The organism is Pseudomonas sp. MF06569, assembly GCF_059862735.1.
This window is the reverse complement of sequence record NZ_JCBCUZ010000019.1, coordinates 52173-76160: the sequence shown is the minus strand read 5'-3', so window position 1 is coordinate 76160 and position 23988 is coordinate 52173. Positions and strand designations below refer to the sequence as shown.

Annotated in this window: 18 protein-coding genes; 12 read left to right on the top strand and 6 right to left on the bottom strand. The window is 58.0% G+C overall.

What is annotated here, in order from left to right; genetic code table 11:
• The first annotated feature begins 398 nt into the window (after positions 1-398).
• The gene (gene arnT / locus AC19YQ_RS17095; protein WP_500595556.1) at positions 399-2087 is read left to right on the top strand and encodes a lipid IV(A) 4-amino-4-deoxy-L-arabinosyltransferase; all 1689 of its coding nucleotides are present in this window, start codon (positions 399-401) and stop codon (positions 2085-2087) included.
• On the top strand, positions 2088-3605 hold the full coding sequence (locus AC19YQ_RS17090; RefSeq protein WP_500595555.1) for an ArnT family glycosyltransferase: 1518 nt from the start codon (positions 2088-2090) through the stop codon (positions 3603-3605).
• A gap of 101 nt (positions 3606-3706) precedes the next feature.
• On the opposite strand, the gene pssA is transcribed toward AC19YQ_RS17090, so the two are convergent.
• The 3 genes from pssA to AC19YQ_RS17075 all read right to left on the bottom strand — a co-directional run bounded on the left by pssA (position 3707) and on the right by AC19YQ_RS17075 (position 7602).
• The gene (gene pssA, locus AC19YQ_RS17085; RefSeq protein ID WP_133079196.1) at positions 3707-5050 is read right to left on the bottom strand and encodes a CDP-diacylglycerol--serine O-phosphatidyltransferase; all 1344 of its coding nucleotides are present in this window, start codon (positions 5048-5050) and stop codon (positions 3707-3709) included.
• Positions 5051-5214: 164 nt separating this feature from the next.
• Positions 5215-6354: a glycerate kinase gene (locus tag AC19YQ_RS17080; RefSeq protein ID WP_500595554.1), complete on the bottom strand. Its 1140-nt coding sequence runs from the start codon at positions 6352-6354 to the stop codon at positions 5215-5217.
• Between the two features lie 150 nt (positions 6355-6504).
• Complete coding sequence (locus AC19YQ_RS17075) at positions 6505-7602, bottom strand: sugar diacid recognition domain-containing protein (RefSeq protein ID WP_133079198.1); 1098 nt, start codon at positions 7600-7602, stop codon at positions 6505-6507.
• Between the two features lie 158 nt (positions 7603-7760).
• Between AC19YQ_RS17075 and AC19YQ_RS17070 the strand changes: the two genes are divergently transcribed.
• The 3 genes from AC19YQ_RS17070 to rarD (AC19YQ_RS17060) all read left to right on the top strand — a co-directional run bounded on the left by AC19YQ_RS17070 (position 7761) and on the right by rarD (AC19YQ_RS17060) (position 11442).
• On the top strand, positions 7761-9077 hold the full coding sequence (locus tag AC19YQ_RS17070; RefSeq protein WP_500595553.1) for an MFS transporter: 1317 nt from the start codon (positions 7761-7763) through the stop codon (positions 9075-9077).
• Between the two features lie 277 nt (positions 9078-9354).
• Positions 9355-10239 carry an EamA family transporter RarD gene (rarD, locus tag AC19YQ_RS17065; protein ID WP_133079200.1) on the top strand — a complete coding sequence of 295 codons (885 nt, stop codon included), beginning with the start codon at positions 9355-9357 and terminating at the stop codon, positions 10237-10239.
• 321 nt (positions 10240-10560) lie between these two features.
• A complete protein-coding gene (gene rarD, locus AC19YQ_RS17060; RefSeq protein WP_338647388.1) occupies positions 10561-11442 on the top strand; it encodes an EamA family transporter RarD in 882 nt (293 codons plus the stop codon).
• 16 nt (positions 11443-11458) lie between these two features.
• On the opposite strand, the gene AC19YQ_RS17055 is transcribed toward rarD (AC19YQ_RS17060), so the two are convergent.
• Entirely contained in the window at positions 11459-12754 is a 1296-nt protein-coding gene (locus AC19YQ_RS17055) for an ATP-binding protein (RefSeq protein WP_339474639.1), read from the bottom strand.
• A 4-nt stretch (positions 12755-12758) separates the two neighbouring features.
• Positions 12759-13460 (bottom strand): response regulator, encoded by a 702-nt coding sequence (locus AC19YQ_RS17050; RefSeq protein WP_133079203.1) that lies wholly within the window; start codon positions 13458-13460, stop codon positions 12759-12761.
• Positions 13461-13629: 169 nt separating this feature from the next.
• Here AC19YQ_RS17050 and AC19YQ_RS17045 point away from each other — a divergent pair, with 169 nt between their 5' ends.
• The 3 genes from AC19YQ_RS17045 to AC19YQ_RS17035 are packed head-to-tail and all read left to right on the top strand — an operon-like array spanning position 13630 to position 18576.
• A complete protein-coding gene (locus AC19YQ_RS17045; RefSeq protein WP_338647383.1) occupies positions 13630-14784 on the top strand; it encodes an efflux RND transporter periplasmic adaptor subunit in 1155 nt (384 codons plus the stop codon).
• 2 nt (positions 14785-14786) lie between these two features.
• Complete coding sequence (locus tag AC19YQ_RS17040; RefSeq protein WP_133079205.1) at positions 14787-17888, top strand: multidrug efflux RND transporter permease subunit; 3102 nt, start codon at positions 14787-14789, stop codon at positions 17886-17888.
• 52 nt (positions 17889-17940) lie between these two features.
• Positions 17941-18576, top strand: coding sequence for a DUF1345 domain-containing protein (locus AC19YQ_RS17035; RefSeq protein WP_338647381.1), 636 nt, complete (start codon positions 17941-17943; stop codon positions 18574-18576).
• Between the two features lie 95 nt (positions 18577-18671).
• Here the strand turns inward: AC19YQ_RS17035 and hppD are convergent, their stop codons facing one another.
• Positions 18672-19748, bottom strand: coding sequence for a 4-hydroxyphenylpyruvate dioxygenase (gene hppD / locus AC19YQ_RS17030; protein WP_133079207.1), 1077 nt, complete (start codon positions 19746-19748; stop codon positions 18672-18674).
• Positions 19749-20084: 336 nt separating this feature from the next.
• On the opposite strand from hppD, the gene AC19YQ_RS17025 reads away from it, so the two are divergent.
• From AC19YQ_RS17025 to gloA, 4 genes are all read left to right on the top strand, one after another.
• A complete protein-coding gene (locus AC19YQ_RS17025; protein ID WP_339474636.1) occupies positions 20085-21632 on the top strand; it encodes an EAL domain-containing protein in 1548 nt (515 codons plus the stop codon).
• Between the two features lie 234 nt (positions 21633-21866).
• A complete protein-coding gene (locus tag AC19YQ_RS17020; RefSeq protein ID WP_219262353.1) occupies positions 21867-22226 on the top strand; it encodes a histone-like nucleoid-structuring protein, MvaT/MvaU family in 360 nt (119 codons plus the stop codon).
• A gap of 509 nt (positions 22227-22735) precedes the next feature.
• Positions 22736-23302 carry an isochorismatase family protein gene (locus tag AC19YQ_RS17015; protein WP_500595552.1) on the top strand — a complete coding sequence of 189 codons (567 nt, stop codon included), beginning with the start codon at positions 22736-22738 and terminating at the stop codon, positions 23300-23302.
• Between the two features lie 135 nt (positions 23303-23437).
• A complete protein-coding gene (gene gloA, locus AC19YQ_RS17010) occupies positions 23438-23959 on the top strand; it encodes a lactoylglutathione lyase (RefSeq protein WP_326397924.1) in 522 nt (173 codons plus the stop codon).
• Positions 23960-23988: the final 29 nt, after the last annotated feature.

Here is a 23988-nt window from a genome sequence, read left to right as displayed (position 1 = left end):
GGCCTCAACCCTGCGTGCGACGAGGCAGGTGTGTACGCTGCCCGATGCCAGGTCTGACCAGGCTCAGTGCGTACGATTGCTGTGGGATAGACGTGTTGCATGGGCGCAGAATTTAACACTCTCACTGACCTGTCGCACGGTACAGACGCCCCTCTATGGTGCGCTCCGCCTCCCGCAGCCAGTAAAACCGGGCGATACAGCAAGGCCTGCGACAAATCGACTCAGGACAGCTTTAGGTCAATTACGGGCAGTCGTCGTCACGTCTGTCCGGCAACTGGGGCCTGCATGCCAAGTGGCGACATGCGTTTTTTTCACATCCACTTCACCTCTCGCCCACCTGCTCCTGTTTAACGTGCCGGCCATAACTTACGTCTATAACGGGCTTACAGGTGGAAAGCATGGTTGCCGTTGTCCCTCACACCTTCCGGATCCAGGGTCTGGAACGCTTGGCCTTGCCCAGTCTGATACTGGCTTTTGTGGTGTTTTATCTGTTGCCACTGATGAGCCACGGGCTGTGGATACCCGACGAAACCCGCTATGCCCAGATCAGTCAGGAAATGCTCCACAGTGGCAACTGGATCGCGCCGCACTTCATGGGTTTGCGCTATTTCGAAAAGCCCATCGCCGGCTACTGGATGATTGCCATCGGCCAGGCCGTGTTTGGTGACAACCTGTTTGGCGTGCGCATCGCCTCTGCGCTCAGCACCGGGCTGAGTGTCTGGCTGGCGTGGCTAATCGCTGGCCGCCTTTGGGATGACCCTCGCAAGCGTTTCGCCAGTGCCCTGCTTTACATGAGCTTTGGGCTGGTCGCAGGGCAAGCCGGATATGCCAACCTGGACCCGCAGTTCACCTTCTGGGTCAATCTGAGCCTGGTCGCGGTATGGTTTGCCTTTGACAGCAAGACTCGCCGCGGGCGCCTTTGCTCATGGGCAGTGCTTGGCGTTGCCTGTGGCATGGGCTTCATGACCAAAGGCTTTCTGGCCTGGTTATTACCCGTACTGATCGCGGTGCCGTATGCCCTGTGGCAGCGGCGCATAAAGGAAGTGCTGATTTACGGTCCGCTGGCGATCCTGGTCGCAGTGGCTATCTGTGTTCCGTGGGCGCTGGCGATACATCATCAGGAGCCGGATTTCTGGCAATTCTTTTTCTGGAACGAACACATCCGTCGCTTTAGCGCAGCCGATGCGCAACACACTCAACCCTGGTGGTTCTATCTGCCCATCCTGCTGGCCGCCAGTCTGCCGTGGGCCGCTCTGGTGCCCGCAGCCCTGCTCGATGCATGGAAGCAAAAGCGCCAGCCAGCGATTGGTTTTCTGTTGCTGTGGATGCTGCTGCCGCTGGCCATCTTCAGCTTGAGCAAGGGCAAATTGCCGACTTACATCATGCCGTGCCTTTTGCCATTGGCACTGTTGATGGGCCATGCACTGGTGACCTGGCTGGCCCAGGCGCGTAGCCGGACTCTACGCATCAATGGTGTGTTGAATACGCTGCTGGCCGTAGCCGGGTTGGCGGGGCTGATTTATCTGCAAATCAGCCACCCGGTCTATGACAACACCGAGATATTCAGCCTGTCCCTGGGCTACATCGTGTTGCTCGGCTGGCTGCTGAGCAATGCCTTGCAAGCCCTGCGCCCCTTGCAGCTGTGGGCCGCACCCGCGCTGGGCATGGGCTTGCTGGTGGCCTTGTTGCCCGCAGCCATGCCGGGACAAATCGTCAACAGTAAAATGCCCGACCAGTTTATCGCCGAACATGTGCAGGAACTGAGTCAGACCAGCACGTTGTTAAGCAACGACCTGGGCGCTGCGTCGGCGCTTTCATGGCGCCTTGGGCGACCTGACGTGAGTCTTTACAACACCGTGGGCGAACTCAAGTACGGCCTGGGGTATGCCGATTCAGCTGCGCGTCAGGTTGACATGGATAACATCGCTCACTGGATGAAGGACGCCCAGAGGCGCGGTTCTGTCGGGGTCGTCATGCGAGTTCATTCGGCACTGGAAACCCACGAAGTCGAGCTGCTGCCGGTGGGCGGCAAACGCTACGAGCGCGGCGATCTGTCGATATTTATCTTCCCCGGGGTTCAGCCTTAAATGACGGTATTCAAGCGCCTGGACAGCAACCAGAAAGCGTTGCTGGTGCTACTGACCGTGTCTGCCCTGCTGCTGTTGCTCGGCCTGGGCTCGAGGGAGCTGTGGGGGCCGGAAACCCGTTGGGCCAACATTGCACTGCAGATGCTGCAAAGCGGCGATTATCTGGACCCGTACCTCAAGGGATCACCCTACTACGACAAGCCCTTGCCCTCGTACTGGCTGATCACGGCAACCGCCGGGCTGACGGGCGGCCTGGGGCATTGGTCGCTGCGCCTGTCTTCGGTTGTCGCAGCCTGGTTCAGCGTATGGCTGGTGTACCTGATCGGCGAGCAACTGTTTCGCAAAGGCACCGGGTTGATTGCTGGATGGATGCTGACCACCACCTTCTACTTTGTGTTTTGGGCACGGGTGGCGACAGCGGACATTCTCACCGTATTCGGTCTTCTGGCGGCGGTGTGGTGGTACTGGCGCGACCCGCAGGACACCCGCTTCAGCCGCTATTGCGTGTTCTTTCTGCTGCTGTCCCTGACCTCCCTGCTCAAGGGACTGATCGGCTTTATCCTGCCGGGGCTGGTTCTGCTGCCTCATCTACTGGGGGAGCAACGCTGGAAGCGTCATCTGAACCTGCGCCTGTTACTGGCCCTGATCGTTGCAGGGGCGGTGTACATGCTGCCTTTTGTCCTGTCCCATCTGTATGGCGCGCCAACATATGGTGAAAGCGGACTGGGGCTGGTGCTGCGTGAAAACGTGGTGCGCTTCTTCAATCCCTTCGATCACATGGGGCCTATTTACACCTACCTGATTTACCTGCCGGCTTACACCCTGCCCTGGGCGCCGTTCTGGATGATCGGGTTGTGGGTGGCCGTGCGGCAGTGGCGTTACATCGAGCCCAATACACGCTGGCTGGTGTGGGGGGTGGGTTTGCTGTTTGTATTCTTCACCGCCAGTGGAAGTCGGCGCAGTTATTACGTGCTGCCGCTGGTGCCCTTTGCGCAGCTATTGGCCGCCTGGTGGGTGACACGGCGCATGGCGCAACGCAAAAGCAGCGGGCGTGGCTGGAAGATCGGCTTTGGCGTCAGCGCTGCAGCCGTGCTGTTGGTACTGGGGGTGATATACCCCTGGTCCAACGGTGGTGGCGGGGTTATCCAGTTCGGCCAGGATGTGAAGGCGCGGGCCAGCGAGCAGGCGCCCTGGGATCAATGGCGCATGGTGATGATCGATGTCGACAACAAACTGCCGATGTATGTCCAGAATGAAGGCGAGCCGTTCTTCTATATCGACCAGAGCCAGGACTTCCCCCGCAACGGCGACAGTGCCGCACTGATGGCCTGGCTGGATAAAACCAGCGGCCAGCACTTCGACCCGAAACGCACGCTGATCTTCACCCAGTTTCGCAGTGGCGATCCCCTGCCCCTGGGCTACCTGAGCGTGGACCACCAGGTCATTACCAGCCAGCCGGATAACGGTGATCGCCTGTTGCATCGCCGTGAGGGGGGCAGCGTGGTGTATATCCCGTGATCCCTACCCTGTGGGAGCGGGATTGCTAGCGATAGAAACGACGCGGGGTATCTGTTACTCAGCGTCGATGCAATCGCGAGCAAGCCCGCTCCCACGGGTAATTAGAGAATCCGGTAAAGCAAGCGCTCGATCCGTACCCGGCTGACGCGACGCAAGAACTTGGCCACCGCTGGCGGGTAATCCGCCAGTGTTTCCAGGCTCTTGAAGCTATCGATGCGCTGAGTATGGGCAAAGATGGCGTCCAGCTCCTTGCGGCGAGGCTCCAGCAATTCGCGACGCGGATCATCAATCAGCAAACCGTTTTCCAGGTCCAGGCGGAACGCACGCGGATTGAGGTTGTTGCCGGTCAACAAGGTATAGCGATCATCGACCCACATGCCCTTGAGGTGGTAGGTGTTGTCACCTTCGCGCCACAAGTGCAGATTCAACAGACCGTTGTCGATCATGCGCTGATGACTCTTGGCAAACCGGCGCAGGCTCAACTCATACAGATACGGCAACGCCGCGATAACCCGGAAAGGTTCGCTGGGCGGGATGTAGAAGTCATTGGCCGTCTTGTCGCCCACCACGATATCAATCCGCACCCCACGCTCCAGGGCCCGATTGATTTCACGGGTCACAGGCAGCGGCAGGTTGAAATACGGCGTACAAATGGTCAGTTGCTGCTGACTGCAGGCAATCAGTTCACAAATCACCCGGCTCAGCGGGTTGTTCTTGCCCACGCCCAGCAACGGGCTGACCGAGAGACCAAAGTGGCCGACTGTACCGGCGCTGGTGTCGTAGCTGGCTTTTTTCAGATGGCTGCGCAAATCACCGATGGCGCTGCGCAAACTGCGGGTTGTCGGCAGTGTTGGCAGGTCCAGGCGATGGACCGCCCTGGTCTCGATCAGGTCTTGCTGGACAAAGCGCTGCATGGTGTCGGCCAACGGCTTGTTGTGCAGCACGTGGTAACGGTCAAAGCGGTACTTGTCGAGTTTGTGCAGGTACACGTTATTCAGACTGGCGCCGCTGTAGATCACACAGTCGTCAACGATGAAGCCCTTGAGGTGCAGCACGCCGAACAGCTCGCGGGTCTGGACCGGCACACCATAAATCGGCACATGGGTGGCGTGGGATGCGGTTTGCGCCTGATACCAGGCCGCATTACCGGGCTGCTTGCCTGCACCGATCAGCCCGCGCTGGGCACGCAGCCAGTCGACGACAACCGCGATTTCGAGTTCGGGACGCGCCGCTTTGGCGGCATGCAAGGCGTCCATGATTTCCTGCCCGGCCTCATCCTGTTGCAGATACAAGGCCACCAGCGTGATGCGGTGGCGTGCGCCTGCAATCTGCTCCAACAGACAGCGACGAAAATCCGCTGCGCTTGGCAGGATACTGAAAGCATCGGCAGATAACGGAAAGCTGCGCAGTTTAGGCAGCAAAGAGCGTTTGAAGAGCGACGGCATAGGGCTCGCTAAGGGTCGAATGCGGAGAGCCGCAAAGCTTACACCAAAGTTTGCAATGAAACCTCAATGTGGGAGCGGGCTTGCTCGCGATGAGATCGCCCTGGTTTTACAGGCAGAGCGAGTTATCCGAATCGACGCACCGTCGCGCCATCACGCTTTATGTGTCATGAAAATTTGGCAAGACTCAACAACCGCGCAATATCCCGCGCCCGGTCGGTGAGCAATGGCGCCGCCCGGGTGCAGGCGTCCTGCAGAGTCATCGGGCCACTGGCAATTGCAAATGCCGCGTTGATGCCGTGCTCGTACAGCGCCTGATATCCCTCGCCCAACGTGCCTGCCAATACCACTACCGGGACACCTTCAGCGCGGGCGATGCTCGCCACGCCAAAGGGGGTTTTGCCGCGCAGGGTCTGGGCATCGAAACGGCCTTCACCGGTAATCACCAGGTCTGCCCCCTTTACAGCCTCGGCCAGCCCCACCAGCTCGGCAACCACTTCAACCCCTGCACGAAACTGCGCGCCGAGGAACGCCTTGGCAGCAAACCCCAGCCCTCCGGCTGCTCCCGAGCCTGGTTCCTGACGCACATCCTTGGGCAAAACCTTTGCACAGTGATCGGCAAAATGCCCCAGCGCCTGATCCAGCAACTGCACGTGTTCGGCAGATGCACCCTTTTGCGGGCCAAAGATTGCCGAAGCACCGTGCTCGCCACACAGCGGGTTGTTGACGTCAGCGGCAATTTCAAAGCGTACCTCGGCCAGACGCGGGTCCAGGCCTGCCAGCTCGATACGCGCCACATGGGCCAGCGCCAGGCCGCCGCGCGGCAGACTGTTGCCCTGGGCGTCGAACAAGCCCAGGCCCAGCGCCTGCAATGCACCGGCTCCGGCATCATTGGTAGCACTGCCCCCAATGGCCAGGATGACCCGCCGTGCGCCGGCATCCAGCGCGGCCTTGATCAGTTCGCCGGTGCCGAAGGTGCTGGTGATGCAGGCATTGCGCTGTTCCGGTTTCAGCAGTTGCAAACCGCTGGCTTCGGCCATCTCGATGATTGCCGTGTGGCTGTCAGGCAGCCAGCCCCAATGGGCCTCGACCGGTGCGCCCAGCGGGCCTTGCACATGATTGCGTCGCAACTGGCCATTGCCTGCGGCGACAATCGCCTCGACTGTGCCTTCGCCGCCATCGGCCATCGGGCACTTGACCAGATGCGCTTGGGGCAATACGTCAGCCAGACCGGCTGCAATCGCGTCGGCGACTTTTTCGGCGCTCAGGCTGTCTTTGAACGAGTCGGGGGCAATCACGATTTTCATGGGGCGTATCTCCAGTTCTTATACCCTCCATGCTGCCAGCAACCGGCCCAAAACACGCCAGTCGGGCGCACAAGCATTCAAGGGGTTTGTTGTTCATTTGGACAAGGAACCGTGTTGCAGGCGCTCTCGCGAGCAAGCCCGCTCCCACAATCACGTCTGTGCCAGCAGTTGGACTCCCAGGTACAGGGCCAGCATGCCATTGAGGCTCAGCGGGTCCACGCCACTCAGTTCGGCGATACGCTCCATGCGATAGCGCAGGCTGTTGCGATGAATCCCCAGGGCATCGGCACAGGCCTGACTCTGGCCATCGTGATCACACCAGCTGCGCAACGTGGCAATCAGTTGGCCGTTGGCGTCTTTGGCCACCACTTTGTGCAATGGCCCGAGCAATTCTTCCAGCGCATCGTCATTGCGATGACGCCACAGCATCACCGGCAACCGGTAGCGATTGAGCGTCAGCAGGCGGGTCTGCGGCAGTACATCGCGACCATATGCCAGCAGATCACCCACCCGTCGATAACAGCGGCGCAACCCCTTGAGTGCATCAGCCTGCCCGCCTGCGGCAATCCGCAAGACCTTCCAGCCCTGGCCGTCGAGCTTCTCCAGCAGCCGCATGTCATCCAGTGCCGTCGTCGCCGGCCGGCACCACAGCAGCGAGCCCGTGGCCGGGCTGACGCACCAGCTGTCCGGGTAACGTGACTGCAGCCATACACTCAAGGCCTCTGCACTCTGCCCCTTGCCCAGCTCAAACAAATACGGAATCCGTGCCAGCTGGGGCTTGAGGCCCAATTGCTGGGCCTCGTCGATCAGTCGCGGCGAGTCGCCCCCTTCACTGAGCAGCAAAGCCACCAAATCGTCACAGCGTTGGCGCCGCCATTGTTGTTCCGCCTGCTGGTAACGCTGGCCCACCAGCATCTCGGCGGTCATGCGGACCAGCTCGGCGTAGGTACGCAGCAACTCGGGCTCGCCCGTCAGGCCCAGCACACCGATCAGTCGTTGATCGAGCAACAATGGCAAGTTGATACCCGGCTGCACGCCTTTCAGGCATTTGGCGGCCTGGGCATCGATTTCCACCACCCGTCCATTGGCCAGCACCAATTGCGCCCCTTCGTGCCGGGTGTTGATACGCTCAGGCTCGCCACTGCCCAGGATCAGGCCCTGGCTGTCCATCACGTTTACGTTGTACGGCAAGATGGCCATCGCGCGATCCACGATGTCCTGCGCCAAATCATGGTCCAGTTCAAACATAGGGTGACAATCCTTGGATACATTTGTTCACGGGCACAGGCGACTCGGCAAAATGCTGTGCGACAGCACAAAGACAGCGGCGTTGTGGTGACCGAGACTCAAGCTGCGGTCAACGTTACCCCTGGATCGTGAAAAAACATAATAAAGAGAGACATAAGATGTCACAGAGCGCCCCCGCATCGCCGATCAGCGATGACGATAAAAACGCCATCTACAAGCGCATCACCCTGCGTTTGATCCCCTTCATTTTTATCTGCTATCTGTTCAATTACCTGGACCGGGTAAACGTTGGCTTTGCCAAACTGCAGATGCTCGATGCACTCAAGTTCAGCGAAACCGTGTACGGCCTGGGTGCCGGTATTTTCTTCATTGGCTACGTGCTGTGCGGCGTACCCAGCAACCTGGCCTTGACCAGATTCGGCCCCCGGCGCTGGATCGCCGTGATGATGATCAGTTGGGGGACCCTGTCGACCTGCCTGATGTTTGTCACCACACCTACCGGGTTCTACACCCTGCGCCTGCTGACCGGTGCCGCTGAAGCGGGCTTCTTTCCGGGTGTGGTGCTGTACCTCTCGCAGTGGTTCCCCAGCTTTCGCCGGGGGCGGATCATGGCCCTGTTCATGTGCGCCATCCCTGTATCGGGTCTGATTGGCGGGCCATTCTCCGGCTGGATTCTCAGCCACTTCGCTGCAGGCCAGGGCGGCCTTGCCGGATGGCAGTGGATGTTCCTGCTGCAAGGCATTCCCACCGTCGTGCTGGGCGCACTGGCCATTTTCTTGCTCAGTGACAGCTTTGCCAACGCCAAATGGCTGGGTGCCCATGAGCGAGCGGTACTGGAAGCGGACCATCGTCTGGATGCCGCCAGCAAACCCGCTTCATCGGCCACCGATTCGCTGTCGGCAGTGTTCAAAAACCCGGCCATCTGGGCTTTCGGCCTGATTTACTTCTGCATCCAGAGCGGCGTGTACGCCATCAACTTCTGGTTGCCGTCGATCATCAAGAGCCTGGGCTTCAGCGATACCCTGGTGATCGGCTGGATCAGCGCGATTCCTTATCTGCTGGCGGCAGTGTTCATGCTGCTGGTGGGCCGCTCGGCGGACTTGCACAAGGAGCGCCGCTGGCATCTGGTGGTACCGATGCTGATGGGCGCGGTGGGTCTGGTGATCGCGGTGAATTTTGCCGCGCACCCGGCCATTGCGATTCTGGGCCTGACCATTGCGACCATGGGCGCACTGACCGGCTTGCCGATGTTCTGGCCAGTACCTACCGCGATGCTCAGCGTGGGTGCAGCCGCTGGTGGCCTGGCACTGATCAACTCGATGGGGCAAATGGCCGGTTTCCTTAGCCCGTACCTGGTGGGCTTCGTAAAAGACGCCACCGGCTCCACGGACGCGGCCCTGTACTTCCTGGCCGCGGTGATTGTGGGCGGCAGCCTGCTGGCACTGCGCATGACCCGGGGCATTAAAACCCCATAATCAGGCACAGCCTGTGGGAGCCGGGCTTGCCCGCGATGGTAGCGCTGCGGTTTGACTCTGAAACCGGGTTGCCTGCTTCGCGAGCAAGCCCGCTCCCACATTGACCTTGCCATCATGGGCATCACCAAACCTGTGGGAGCTGCATCCCTGCGGTTTGCCTGACTGACCCCAGTGCCTGCTCCCACAGACATTCATAATCAAGGATTTGCCCTACAGCTCACAGAGCCTCAAGCTACGCACTTCTAATAATCAAAATGCGTGTTTCAACGAGGCTGTTGTGTCCAAAGGTATTGTTCTGTCTGTTCTGGCATCGAGCCTGTTCGGTGTCATGTATTACTTCACATCCCTGCTCTGGCCCTTGAGCGGAGCTGAAATCTTCGGCTGGCGGATGCTCCTGACCCTGCCCTGCATGACGCTGTTCATGTGCTTTTCTGGTGACTGGCGGCTGGTGCCGGTGATTTTCTCGCGGCTGCGTCAGCAACCGAAGTTCTTCGCCGTGCTCGTCGCGTCCAGTGCACTGGTGGGCGTTCAGCTCTGGCTGTTTCTGTGGGCGCCGCTCAATGGCCACAGCCTTGACGTATCGCTGGGTTATTTCCTGCTGCCGCTGACCATGCTTCTGACCGGTCGCCTGGTGTATGGCGAGCAACTGTCCCATTTGCAAAAAATCGCCGCCGCACTGGCAACCCTAGGGGTCGCCAACGAGGTGTACCGCGTGGGCGGGTTCTCCTGGACCACTCTGGTGGTGGCCATTGGTTACCCCTTGTACTTCGTGCTGCGCAAGCGTGCAGGCACCGACAACCTCGGCGGCCTGTGGGCTGACATGCTGCTGCTGATACCTGTGGCGTGGTGGTTTGTACAAAGTGGTGAGCAAGGGTTTGAGGTGGCCAGCCATCGCCCTGCCCTGTACGCGCTCATTCCAATCCTGGGGGGCATCAGTGCCCTGGCGCTGATCAGTTACATCCTGGCCAGCCGGATGCTGGCGTTCAGCCTCTTCGGTTTGCTCAGCTATGTCGAACCCGTGTTGCTGGTGCTGGTTGCATTGCTGCTGGGCGAAAGCATTACCGCGGGCCAGTGGATGACTTATCTGCCGATCTGGCTGGCCGTGGGGGTGTTGATGTTCGAAGGGTTCAAGCACCTGGTGCGTCAACGCCGATCCATGTAAACGGGTTGAATGCTAGGGGGTGGGCTGGCTCTCTGCTCAGGCGACTCGGCCTGCCAAAACCACCGGGGCGATGCTTTCGCGAGCAAGCCCGCCCCCACAGCACTTGATAGCAAGCTACCGTTAATCAGTTTTTTTCAACAACACGAACGCTCGTTTAAAACGACTTTGGCCCAGTATTTGCTTGGCGTTTTACAAGTTGAACCGCCTCAACAAGAATGACTCCCAAGTAATTGGTTTAAAAGAGATTTGCCACCGACAACCAACAGCCTCAAGCTACGTGCCCACTCAAACGAGTAACGTTGTAGATCCATTGAGGTTGTTGTGTCTAAAGGTATTGTTCTATCGATTTTGGCTTCCTGCCTGTTCGGCGTCTTGTACTACTTCACTTCCGTTCTTTGGCCCCTTGATGGCCAGGAAATCTTCGGCTGGCGAATACTGATCTCGCTCCCCTTCATGACCCTGTTTATATGCCTCTCCGGCGATTGGAAATGGGTTCCTATAATTTTCAATCGTTTACGCGACAAACCTCTACTGATTCCTTGTGTACTGCTGACCAGCTTCCTGGTTGGCCTGCAGCTGTGGATGTTCATGTGGGGGCCGCTCAACGGGCATGGCCTGGATGTGTCGCTGGGCTACTTCCTGCTGCCACTGACGATGATCCTCACCGGGCGCATCGTCTACGGTGAGCACTTGTCCCACCTGCAGAAAATAGCCACGGCCCTGGCCGTGATCGGCGTGGCCAATGAGTTGTATCGCACGGGCGGGTTTTCCTGGACGACACTGGTCGTGGCCATCGGTTACCCGATGTACTTCGTATTGCGCAAAAAGATCGGCATCGACAACCTGGGTGGCCTGTGGCTGGACATGCTGTTGATGGTCCCGGCAGCCCTCTGGTTTGTGCTGGCCGGCCCCCATGTCGACCTTGGCGAACAGCGCCAGGCGCTTTATCTGCTGGTGCCGCTCATGGGCATCATCAGTGCGGCCGCAGGGTTCTCGTACATCCTGGCCAGTCGCTTGCTGCCGTTCAGCCTGTTTGGCCTGCTCAGTTACGTCGAGCCTGTGCTGCTGGTCGCCGTGGCCCTGTTGCTGGGCGACAGCCTGGAAGAGGGTCAATGGCTGACCTACGGCCCGATCTGGCTCGCTGTGGTCGTCTTGATTATTGAAGGTTTGAAGCACGTGAGCCGCCAGCGCCGCTCCATCTAAGCCGCAACACCTCGCTTCAAGCCGGTAACCAGAGCTTGAAGCGAGCACCGCCCATAGGCGATTGCTCCACGCTCAGCGTGCCGCCCTGGGCTTGCAGGGCACGCCGACTGATCGCCAGCCCCAGGCCAAAGCCGCCGGTAGCCCGGTCCCGGCTGCGATCCAGGCGATAGAACGGCTCAAAGATCCTTTCCCGTTCTTGCTCGGGAATTCCGATGCCATCGTCATCCACCCACAGTTCACAGCCCTGGGAGGTGACATTCACGCCCACCTGAATTCGCCTGTCGCAGTAACGCATGGCATTGCGCAGCAGGTTTTGCAGGGCCCGCGCAGTCAGGCGCGGATCAAGGGCGAAGCGTTCCTGGGCGCCTTGCAACAGCACGTCCAGCACAATATCGGGGGCCTCCAGCTCTTCATCGAAGCTGCCAAGGATGCTGTCGATAAACTCATCGAGCGACACCTCCACTCTCTCTGGAACCAATGCCGGGTTTTGCAGGCGGCTGAAAGACAGCAGTTCCAGTACCAGCTCATCCAGTTCGCGAATATGCCCCACCAACACTTGCAAGCGCTCGCGACTGCCATCCGGCAAGTCGTCGCACAGCACCAGCGCCAGGCCAAAGTCCAGGCGGGTCAAGGGCGTGCGCAATTCATGGGACACCGCGTTCAACAAGTCGCGCTGCTGATTGAGCAGGTGCTCGACATCCTGGGCCATTGCATCGAATACCGTGGCCAGGCCATGAATGTTCGAGCGTTGGGATATCTGCGTACGCTCGCTCAGTTGCCCCTGACCGATACGCTCCGCCGTGAGTTTGAGGCGCTCCAGATCACGCCAGTGCGGGCGCAGCCACAACAGCAGGCCGCCCAGCAATGCCGCGCCAATCAGGACGTTGATACTCCAATACAACACACTCATGTCGAAGGGGTCCGGAGGCATCACCCATTCAATCGCCAGTTGTTCGTCCAGCGGAGAAACCACCAGCGTGCGCCAGCCCCAATCGCCGATGCGCAACACGCCCTTGCCTTGCTGCAATTGGCGTTGCTCCTGGGCGCTGAACTTGGCATCCGTAATGGGCAGCAGATTGACCTTCATCGGCTCAAACTGTGCGTCAAGTTCGCGGGCAAGGGCTGGCCATTGCTCCGGGGGCAGATGATGGAACTGTTTGACCAGCAGGGTCTGCATGCCCCGCGACATATCGACGTTGTAGTTCATGAAGCGATCATGAAACAGCGACACGATCACCCCGGGCACCAGGTAACTGGCCAGGGCGAACGTCACGATGGTCACGAGGTACAGGCGTATCAGAATCTTCAACATGGGTTCAGCATTCCCATTCCGAGCGGCTGAACAGGTAGCCCTTGCCCCACACGGTCTTGATCTTGCGCGCTTCACCGGCGCAGTCATCGAACTTGCGCCGCAACTTGGAGATCGCCACATCCACCGAACGGTCCGTGCCGTTGAACTCGATGCCCCGCAGACGCTGCAGGATCTGATCACGGCTCAGCACTTCGCCGGCATGCCGGGCCAGCACCACCAGCAGGTTGTACTCACCACTGGACAACTCGATGATCTGTCCGCGCCAATTGACGGTGCGCTCTGACAAGTCGATGCACAGATTGCCAATGGTGATGCGGTCACTGGCCATTTGAGGCTCGGTCAGGCTGCTGCGACGCAAAAGCGTGCGCACACGGGCCAGCAATACACGGGGTTCGCAAGGTTTTGTCACATAATCATCTGCACCCATCTCTAGCCCCAGCACCTGATCATGACTATCGTCGCGGGCTGTCAACATCAGGATCGGCAGACTGGCAGACTCGGTTCGCAGCAAGCGGCAGACTTGCAGACCATCGAGCCCAGGTAACATCAGGTCAAGAATGACCAGATCCGGAGGGTTGCTTCTTGCTCTGTCACACACTTGATCGCCGCGGGCAATCACGCTGACCTGATAGCCATTGCGCTCCAGGTAGCTGGCAATCAGCTCCGACAGCGCGGCGTCGTCTTCGACCAGCAAAATAGTGGGCATAATCAATGCTTACAACTGGGGAAAACCCGAAGGATATACAACCTTACAAGGATAGGAGCAGAACCTTCACACTTTTTCACATACCCCCTACATTGCTTCACAACGCCTCTTGCGTGCTGCGCTTAGCATGCCTACAGAAACATCCCGCTTATTTAAGAAGGCACGATCGTTGAAAAAGCTCTTCGCCCCGCTATTCCTTACGGCGCTGGCCCTGACCCTCAGCGCCTGCGATAAAAGCCCGGTCGCTGAGACCAAACCTCCCTTGACCAAGGTACGCACCGAAGTCATCGCCACCGCGCCCTTGTCCGTCAGCAACGAGCTGAGCGGCCGGGTGGTTGCTCCCCGCGTGGCGCAAGTCAGTGCCCGGGTTGCCGGTGTCGTGCTCAAGCGCGTGTTCACCGAAGGCAGCGAGGTGAAACAGGGTGATGTCCTGTTTCTGATTGATCCGGCGCCCTTCAAGGCTGACCTGGACAGTGCGCAGGCCGCCTTGAGCAAGTCCCAGGCTGTTGCCTTGCAGGCAAAACTGCAGGACCAGCGCTATGGCGAGCTGATAGCAATCAACGCGATCAGCCGTCAGGACCATGACAATGCGCGCGCTGCAGCACAGCAGGCCAATGCCGATGTGGCCGCCAATCAGGCTGCGCTTCAGCGCGCCAGGCTGAACCTGGGTTATGCCACCGTTACAGCACCCATCTCGGGGCGCATTGGCCGTGCACTGGTCACGGAAGGTGCTCTGGTCGGCCAGGGTGAAGTCACGCCGCTGGCCCGTATCCAGCAACTCAATCCGATCCATGTCGACCTGACGCAGTCCACCCGCGATCTGGACAACCTGCGCGAAGCATTCCGCGCCGGGGAGCTGCAGCAAGTCGGCAAGCAACAGGCAAAGGCCACATTGATTCGGGACAACGGCAGCCTTTATCCGTTGCCGGGCAAACTGCTGTTCACCGATGTGACGGTTGACCCGAGCACCGGACAAATCATTCTGCGCAGCGAGTTCCCGAACCCTGACTACGATCTCTTGCCAGGCAGTTTTGTGCGGGTGCGACTGGAGCAGGCGTTCAAAAAGGAAGGCATCAGCGTGCCGCAGCGGGCAATCATGCGTGACAGCGCAGGGATCGCCCAGGTGCTGCTGGTCGATGCCGATAACCGCGTGCACCTGCAGGCGGTTCAACTGGGCAGTGCGCAAAATGATCGCTGGGCCGTGACCTCCGGCCTGAAGGCCGGTGACCGCATCGTCACTGAAGGCCTGCAGCACGCCCGCCCGGGTGAGCAGGTACAAATCGATGACCCCACACTCCCTCTCGCACACTCCACGGATCGGTGAGCATGCCGCAGTTTTTTATCGACCGCCCGGTCTTTGCCTGGGTCGTTGCGTTGTTCATTCTGCTGGCGGGGGCTTTGGCCATCCCGCAGTTGCCAGTAGCCAAATATCCCGACGTGGCGCCGCCCCAAGTCGAGGTTTACGCCATTTACCCCGGCGCCTCGGCCCAAACCCTGGACGAAAGCGTCGTCAGCCTGATTGAGCAGGAGCTCAACGGCACCGATGGCTTGCTGTATTTCGAATCCCAGAGCAGCCTGGGCAGTGCCAGCATCACCGCCACATTCAAACCCGGCACCGATCCGGAGATGGCGCAGGTCGATGTACAGAACCGTCTTAAAGCGGTGGAGTCGCGCCTGCCCCAGGCGGTTATCCAGCAAGGCCTGCAGGTCGAGAAAATCTCCTCGGGCTTCCTGATGCTGGTGACACTGACCGCCGACAGCACCAGCGCGCTGGATGAGGTCGCCCTCAGCGATTACCTTGCGCGCAACGTGATGAACGAAGTCAAGCGCATCGACGGCGTCGGCAAGGCCCAGTTGTATGGTGCCGAACGTGCCATGCGCATCTGGATCGACCCGCAAAAACTGATCGGCTTCAACCTGACCCCGGCCGACGTCAACCAGGCGATTGCCAGTCAAAATGCACAGGTTTCCGCGGGCAGCATCGGCGATCTGCCGGGGCGCTCCACCCAGGAAATCACCGCAACGGTACTGGTCAAGGGCCAGCTATCAACCCCGCAAGAGTTTGGCGATATTGTGCTGCGTGCCAACCCGGACGGCTCCACGGTACGCATCAGCGATGTGGCCCGGGTCGAAATCGGCAGCCAGGAGTACCAGTACGGCACCCGGCTGAACGGCAAGTCAGCCAGCGCTTTCAGCGTGAAACTGGCACCGGAGGCCAACGCCCTGAATACGGGCAACCTGATTCGCGCCAAGATGGATGATCTGAGCCGCTACTTCCCGGCCGGTGTGGAATACACCATCCCGTATGACACCACGCCGTTTGTCAAAGTCTCGATCACCAAGGTTATCTACACCCTGGTCGAGGCTATGGTGCTGGTATTTGCCGTGATGTACCTGTTCCTGCAGAACATTCGCTATACGCTGATCCCGACCCTGGTGGTGCCGGTGGCACTGATGGGAACGTTCGCCACGATGCTGGCGCTGGGCTTTTCAATCAACGTGCTGACCATGTTCGGCATGGTGCTGGCCATCGGGATTCTGGTGGACGATGCCATTGTGGTGGTCGAGAACGTCGAGCGGATCATGGTCAGCGAAGGGCTTTCGCCGCGAGAAGCGACTCGCAAGGCGATGACCCAGATCAGCGGCGCGATTGTGGGCATCACCCTGGTGCTGGTGGCCGTGTTTATTCCAATGGCATTCATGCCTGGATCCGTCGGGGTGATTTACCAGCAGTTCTCGCTGTCGATGGCGACTTCGATTCTGTTCTCGGCATTTTTGGCCTTGTCCCTGACCCCAGCCCTGTGCGCAACCTTGCTCAAGCCGATCGCCAAGGGAGAGCATCACGCCAAGGGCGGTTTCTTTGGCTGGTTCAACAGGAAGTTCGAGCGCCTGTCACAAGGTTACGAACACTGGGTGGTGCATCTGATCAAGCGCAGCACACGCTACCTGCTGGTCTACGGTGCCTTGCTGGTGATTCTGGTGGTGTGCTTTGCACGCCTGCCCTCCTCCTTCTTGCCTGTCGAGGATCAGGGCTACACCATCACTGACATTCAACTGCCGCCAGGTGCCAGCCAGAGCCGCACGATCAAGGTGGCCGAGCAGATCGAGGCACACAACGCCAGCGAGCCCGGGGTGGGTAACACCACGATGATCCTGGGTTTCAGCTTCTCGGGCAGCGGCCAGAACGCAGCGCTGGCCTTTACTACCCTCAAGGACTGGTCGGTACGTGGCGCCCAGGACTCTGCATCGGCAATCGCTGACCGGGCGAACGGCGCTTTCAGCGAGCTCAAGGACGCGGTGGCCTTTGCCATCCTTCCACCTCCGGTCAGTGGCCTGGGGACCTCCAGCGGTTTTGAGTTCCGCTTGCAAGACCGTGGCGGTGTTGGCTATGACAGGCTGATGCAAGCCCGCAGCGAGTTGCTGGAACTGGCAGCCAAAAGCCCTGTGCTGGCCAATGTGCGTGAAGAGGCACTGGCAGAAAGCCCGCAAGTGCAGCTTGAGGTCGATCGTAAACGCGCCAATGCGCTGGGCATTTCCTTTGCCGACATCGGCGCCGTGTTGTCAACGGCGGTGGGCTCGGCCTATGTCAACGACTTCCCGAATCAGGGCCGCATGCAACGGGTAGTGGTTCAGGCTGAAGGTGATCAGCGCAGCCAGGTCGAAGACTTGCTGAAAATGAATGTGCGTAACGACCAGGGCAAGATGGTGCCGCTTTCGGCCTTTGTCGAAGCCCGCTGGATACAGGGCCCGTCCCAGCTGACGCGTTATAACGGTTACCCGGCGATCAGCATTTCCGGCGAATCGGCCCCAGGGCACAGCACCGGCGAGGCGATGGCTGAAATAGAGCGCCTGGTCAGCCAGCTCCCGGCAGGCCTGGGCCTGGAATGGACAGGGTTATCGTTGCAAGAACAGGTGTCCGGGGCTCAAGCACCGATCCTGCTGGCCTTGTCGCTGCTGATCGTTTTCCTGTGCCTGGCTGCACTGTACGAAAGCTGGTCGATCCCGACCGCTGTTCTGCTGGTCGTGCCATTGGGCGTGCTGGGTGCGGTGCTGGCGGTCACGTTGCGCGGAATGCCCAACGACGTGTTCTTCAAAGTGGGCCTGATCACCATTATCGGGCTGTCGGCAAAGAACGCTATTTTGATCATCGAGTTTGCCAAGACTCTGTACGACGAGGGGCATGACCTGGTGGACGCTACCGTGCAAGCAGCCCGCTTGCGGCTGCGCCCGATTGTGATGACGTCACTGGCGTTCATCCTTGGGGTGGTGCCATTGGCACTCGCCACCGGCGCCAGTTCCGCGAGTCAGCAGGCCATCGGCACAGGGGTGATCGGCGGCATGATCGTCGCAACTCTGGCCGTGGTGTTTGTACCGGTGTTCTTCGTGGTGGTGATGAAGCTGGCAAGAAGCAAACCTCGCCAGGGTTAACCCCCGGCAGTGCGTGCTAAGGTGCTTGTAAACTCAGTAACAGGGATAGTTTATGTCGCACCTTGCACGCACCCACCCCCGCTTGACCGCCGCCACTCTGGTCGGGCTGGCCGTTGGCATTTTTGCTCCTGCCGCTACCGTGACCACCAAATTCCTGCTGGGCTGGAACAGCGCCGTATGGCTGTATCTGGCCTTTACGTTATGGCTGGTGATCCACTCCAGGGCCTGTGACGTCAAAAGCACGGCTGAAGTCGAAGATGAAAATGCCAGCATGGTGCTGTTTACCGTGTGCATTGCTGCAATCGCCAGCCTGGCGGCCGTCACCCTTGAGTTGTCGGGCACCATTACCAGCGACACCGATCGCCTGATTCATTACGGTTTTACCGGGCTGACGGTGGTGGGTTCGTGGTTGATGATCGGAGTCATTTTCAGCCTGCATTACGCGCGACTGTTCTATAACAACGAAGGGCCGGAGCCGGCGCTGCGCTTCCCGGAGGGATTGCTGGACCCGGACTACTGGGATTTTCTGTATTTCTCGTTCACCCTCAACGTTGCGGTGCAGACAGCCGACGTGAGCATCGCCACCCGCGAAATGCGCAAAGCGGTATTGGCTCACTCATTACTGGGCTTTTTGTTCAACACGGCAGTGCTTGGGTTTACGATCAATATTGCGGCGGGGTTGTTCTAGGGAGGGAATGGCAGCAGCAGGCTTGCTGGCGATGCTATCGCGGGCAAGCCCGGCTCCCACAGGAACGCGCCATGTGGGAGCGGGCATGAGGCGTATCAGTCTGCAGTCAGCACACCGCGACGCACCTGGTCGCGTTCGATGGACTCAAACAGTGCCTTGAAGTTGCCTTCGCCAAAGCCGTCATCGCCCTTGCGCTGGATGAACTCGAAGAACACCGGCCCCATCAGGGTTTCAGAGAAGATCTGCAGCAGCAGGCGCTTGTCACCCGACTCCGAAGAACCGTCCAGCAAGATGCCCCGCGATTGAAGCTCTTCAACCGGTTCACCGTGGTTCGGCAGGCGGCCTTCAAGCATTTCGTAGTAGGTCTCTGGCGGTGCAGTCATGAAGCGCATGCCAATTTTCTTCAGCGCGTCCCAGGTCTTGATCAGGTCATCACTGAGGAAGGCAACGTGCTGAATGCCCTCACCGTTGAACTGCATCAGGAACTCTTCGATCTGGCCCGCACCTTTGGACGACTCTTCGTTCAAGGGGATGCGAATCATGCCATCTGGCGCGGTCATGGCCTTGGAGGTCAGGCCGGTGTATTCGCCCTTGATGTCGAAATAACGGATTTCGCGGAAGTTGAACAGCTTCTCGTAGAAGTTGGCCCAATAAGCCATGCGGCCGCGGTACACGTTATGGGTCAGGTGATCGATGATCTTCAGGCCAGCACCGACCGGATGACGGTCTACGCCTTCGATGAACACAAAGTCGATGTCGTAAATCGAGTTGCCTTCGCCATAGCGGTCGATAAGGTACAACGGAGCGCCACCAATGCCTTTGATTGCAGGCAGGTTCAGTTCCATCGGGCCGGTAGGGATATGTACCGGCTGAGCCCCCAATTCAAGTGCACGGGTATAGGCTTGCTGTGCATTGCGCACCCGAAAGGCCATCCCGCATACCGACGGACCGTGCTCGGCCGCGAAGTAGGACGCGACACTGTTGGGCTCGTTGTTGAGGATCAGGTTGATATCGCCCTGGCGATACAGGTGCACATCTTTGGAACGGTGGGTCGCCACCTTGGTGAAACCCATGATTTCAAACACAGGTTCAAGGGTATTGGGTACAGGGGACGCGAATTCGATGAACTCAAAGCCCATCAGGCCCATTGGGTTTTCGTATAGATCAGCCATTTTAGGCGCCTCATCATGGTCATTTTTAGAATTAACAGGGGTTATATGCTAAGAATGCTGAGGCTGGCTGGCGGCGCGCAGGAGATCCCGCGCACACTGCGCGCAAGGAAATCACCGTAGATCAACTGGAACCCGAATCGCTTCATTTCGATCCATCTCTTACGCGGTAGGGCTTCTGCTTTCAGAAGTCGTTATTCTTGTATGCGTAAGCCGATTCTACATGGCGTAATCTTATTTGTCCTACCGATTGTAAAATTGCCCGCATGCACTGCTACGCTTTTCTTACTGTTCTGTAGCGTGCACCCAAGCCCCACCTCTGTGTTAGCAGGATTTTGAATGCCACTAACCTCAAAAATGAGCCGTAAATGGACTGACCGTTACGCGTTGATTGTGCTCAGCGGACTGTTACCTGTCGTGCTGGGTGTCTTGATTATAGTTTGGCAGGCCAACCGCTCACTGAAACTTGAGGCCACTCAAACCGCCCAGGAAGCCGTACGACAATTTGACTTGATGCTGGAAAATGCCAAGTTGGCCGCCGACATTGTCCTGCCGCAGGCGGGCCGCGATTGCGCCCAGGTTGAACTGGCCCTGCGCGAGCAAGTCACGAGACGTCCTTATGTACGCTCCGTGAATCTGGTGTGGGACAACCAGATCTACTGCACGTCTTTATTTGGCAAATACAAAGAAGCAGTGAGCCCTGAGAAATATGCAAACGGTGTGCTGTGGCTGATGCCCGGCACCATGGTAACGCCCAATGACCCGGTTCTGGTTTACCGCCAGAACAAGGACAAGCGCGGGGTGTTGATCAGCTTGTATGGCTTTCATCTGGTCAACGTACTGGGCCTGGTCAATCACAAAACCTATTTATTGATTGTCGTGGGCGATGCCTGGATCGACCGCTATGGCCAGGTACGCAATACGCCGCCTCCCCATTTGCCTGTGGCACAAACTGCAGTGCCTTCACCCGAGTACCCCTACCGTGTTATCGCAGGTTTCAACGAGGGTGAAGTCTGGAGACATGTGATTGTTGAATACCCGGGGCTTTTGGGTTTATTGATCTTTCTGGGCATTGTTTCAGCCTTGACGGTTAACAGGCTTCAAAAACGCTCGTCTTCACCCTCCAGTGAAATGCGCCGTGGCCTGGAGGCGGCCGAGTTCATTCCTTACTTCCAACCCGTCGTACGGGGTGATACCAAACAATGGGCCGGGGCCGAAGTATTGATGCGCTGGCAACACCCTAAAGAGGGGCTGGTTCGTCCGGACCTGTTTATCCCTTTTGCAGAACACTCGGGCTTGATTGTGCCGATGACGCGCTCGCTGATGGAGCAAACATCACAGCTGCTTGCCCCCCATTCCAGCCACATGGAGCCCGGTTTCCATATAGCCTTCAACATTTCAGCCCACCATTGCCAGAACCTTGAGCTGGTTGAAGACTGTCGACGCTTTCTGGACGCTTTCCCGCCGGGGCACATCAACCTTGTCCTGGAGCTCACCGAGCGCGAGTTAATCGTCCCCACCCCCACGGCCCATCAACTGTTCAGTGAATTGCACACCCTGGGGGTCATGATTGCCATTGATGACTTTGGCACCGGCCATTCAAGCCTGAGTTACTTGCGCGAGTTCAACGTTGATTACTTGAAGATTGACCAGAGCTTTGTCGCCTTGATTGGGGTAGATGCCCTGTCCAGACATATCCTAGACAGCATCATTGAGTTGAGTGCGAAGCTGGACTTGGGGATTGTCGCAGAAGGCATTGAAACAGAAGAACAAAGCGAGTACCTGGCCGCTCAAGGCGTTGATTTTTTACAAGGCTACCTGTTTGCGCGCCCCATGCCGCCTGCCGAGTTCATCGAGGCTTTACAGGCACGCTTAACCCCCACTTAATAAATAAGCGTGCTGTTTGAAACTTTTTCAAACAGCACGCTTATAGCACTTGGCAGCGTAGGAATTAGCAACTACAATTTTTTTGTCCGAATACGAACTTTTAATTGTCTGCATCAGTGGATGCGTTCCCCGGGATCAAAATCTCGGGGGTTCGTCCTGCAAATCTTGTGCATTCCAAACATCATTAATTCGCTTCGGTTTCATCGCACCGAACCTACGAATGGAGTAATGACTTTGTCTAGACTTGCTGAGTTTCGCGCTGCTGAAAAAGCGCTACAAGAACAGCTGGCCCAATTGGAAGCCTTGAAAAATGATGCCGGACTTAAAAAGGAAATCGAGTTCGAAGAAAAGCTTCAAGGCTTGATGAAAACCTATGGCAAAAACCTGCGGGACATCATCGCCATCCTTGACCCAAACCCTTCTGCTTCAAAGGGCGCATCAGCCCCTAAACAGCGCAAGGCCCGAGTGCTCAAGGTTTACCAAAACCCCCATACCGGCGAACTTATCGAAACCAAAGGCGGCAACCATCGCGGCTTGAAAGCCTGGAAAGAAGAGTATGGTGCAGCAACGGTAGATACTTGGCTTCGTGCATAAAGCCCCCCTGCAAATCACGCCCTGCCCCGGCAGGGCTTTTTTGTACCTGAGTTAATCGTTCTGAGCCCCCCTTCATTATAAAGGGCTCAACTTTATGATGAAGGGCTCACATTATCGTGCGGCGCAGAGTTACGTTATTTTTAGTCCATCATTAAAACTTCAACGTCGCTTCTTGGCGGGCTCCTGCCAGCGATACGCTCAAGTACACGCATGTGTTTTACCGAACGCCCCGAGTAAAAAACAACCCCAGCCAATTGCGGTGTAGGAAAAGTCGTATTTTGCGACCCGCAGGACCGAAAAGGACGGGAGGGGAAGATGCTTCACAAATTTTTCACATGGCGGGTCACAGGATAGAGGCTGCTAAAGGACTAGCGCCCCATGCCCGCTTCGGCGGGCTTCTTTTTGCCCGCGATTTGTCCATGTCTGCGAAAGCTGCATGATGGTTATCTGCTGGTAGCGGCTGGGCTCAGCACACTCGACCTACTGTCACCAAAAGGAGATGAGATTACATGAAGGAACAATCCGGCCCTGTCCCCCTGATTATCCTTGACGTTCAAGATGCCATTGATCGCCCGAACTGGGATGGCAAAAGTAATCCTGACTATTTGCCAGTAATCCAACGCCTTCTTAATCATTGGCGCTCAAACGGTTGGCCGGTTCTTCACGTGAAGCACGATGAGCAGACACCTACATCCAGCTATTACGTCCACGGCCCCTGGAATGAAATAAAGAAAGACGTTGCCCCGATACAGGGAGAAACCGTCATCACCAAACAGCAAAACTGCGCCTTCATTGCCACCGAACTGGACGCCATCCTTAAAAGGATGCAGGTAAAGCGTTTGGTGCTGACGGGTGTTGTGATTCACAACAGCATGGATGCCACAGTCCGTGCGGGAAAAGCGCTCGGTTACAGCATCATTCTTCCGTCAGACGCGACGACAGCCGTGCCCGTCATTGGGGCGCATGGGCAGTCGTGGGACGCCACAACCGTTCATGAATTAACCTTGGCCATACTCGGTGATGAATATGCCGATGTCATGTCATCGCATGAAGTGATCGCACAGTTCAGCCTATGAAGCTATGCAGAGGTTGAAACGCGACAGCCCCGCTCCCCCTAAAACAGGTTTGGCGCAAGACTTCACTTTCCGTATCATTCCCTCATCACGCTCATCGTAGCGACCGATCACCTATGCATCATTTTCGGAGGGTTCATGAGCCTGCAAGACCTGAACAACATCCCTGGCGTCACTGGCCAACCAGATAGCGCTACCCATAATTTCGTGTTCAACCACACCATGCTGCGCGTCAAAAACATCGAGAAGTCCCTCGATTTTTATACCCGCGTACTGGGTTTCTCACTGGTTGAAAAGCGTGACTTTCCTGAAGCTGAATTCAGCCTGTATTTTCTGGCGCTGGTCGACAAGGCACAGATCCCCGCGGACGACGCTGCGCGCACGCTGTGGATGAAGTCCATTCCCGGCATCCTGGAACTGACCCACAACCACGGCTCGGAAACCGACGACAGCGTCGTCTACCACAATGGCAATACCGATCCGCGCGGTTTCGGCCATATCTGTATTTCGGTGCCGGATATCCGCGCCGCCTGTGAGCGATTTGAAGCCTTGGGCGTGGACTTTCAGAAACGTCTGAACGATGGCCGCATGAAGTCCCTGGCATTCGTTAAAGATCCGGACGGTTACTGGGTCGAGATCATCCAGCCACAACCGATGTAAATATCGGACTCAAAAAAAAACCCATGATC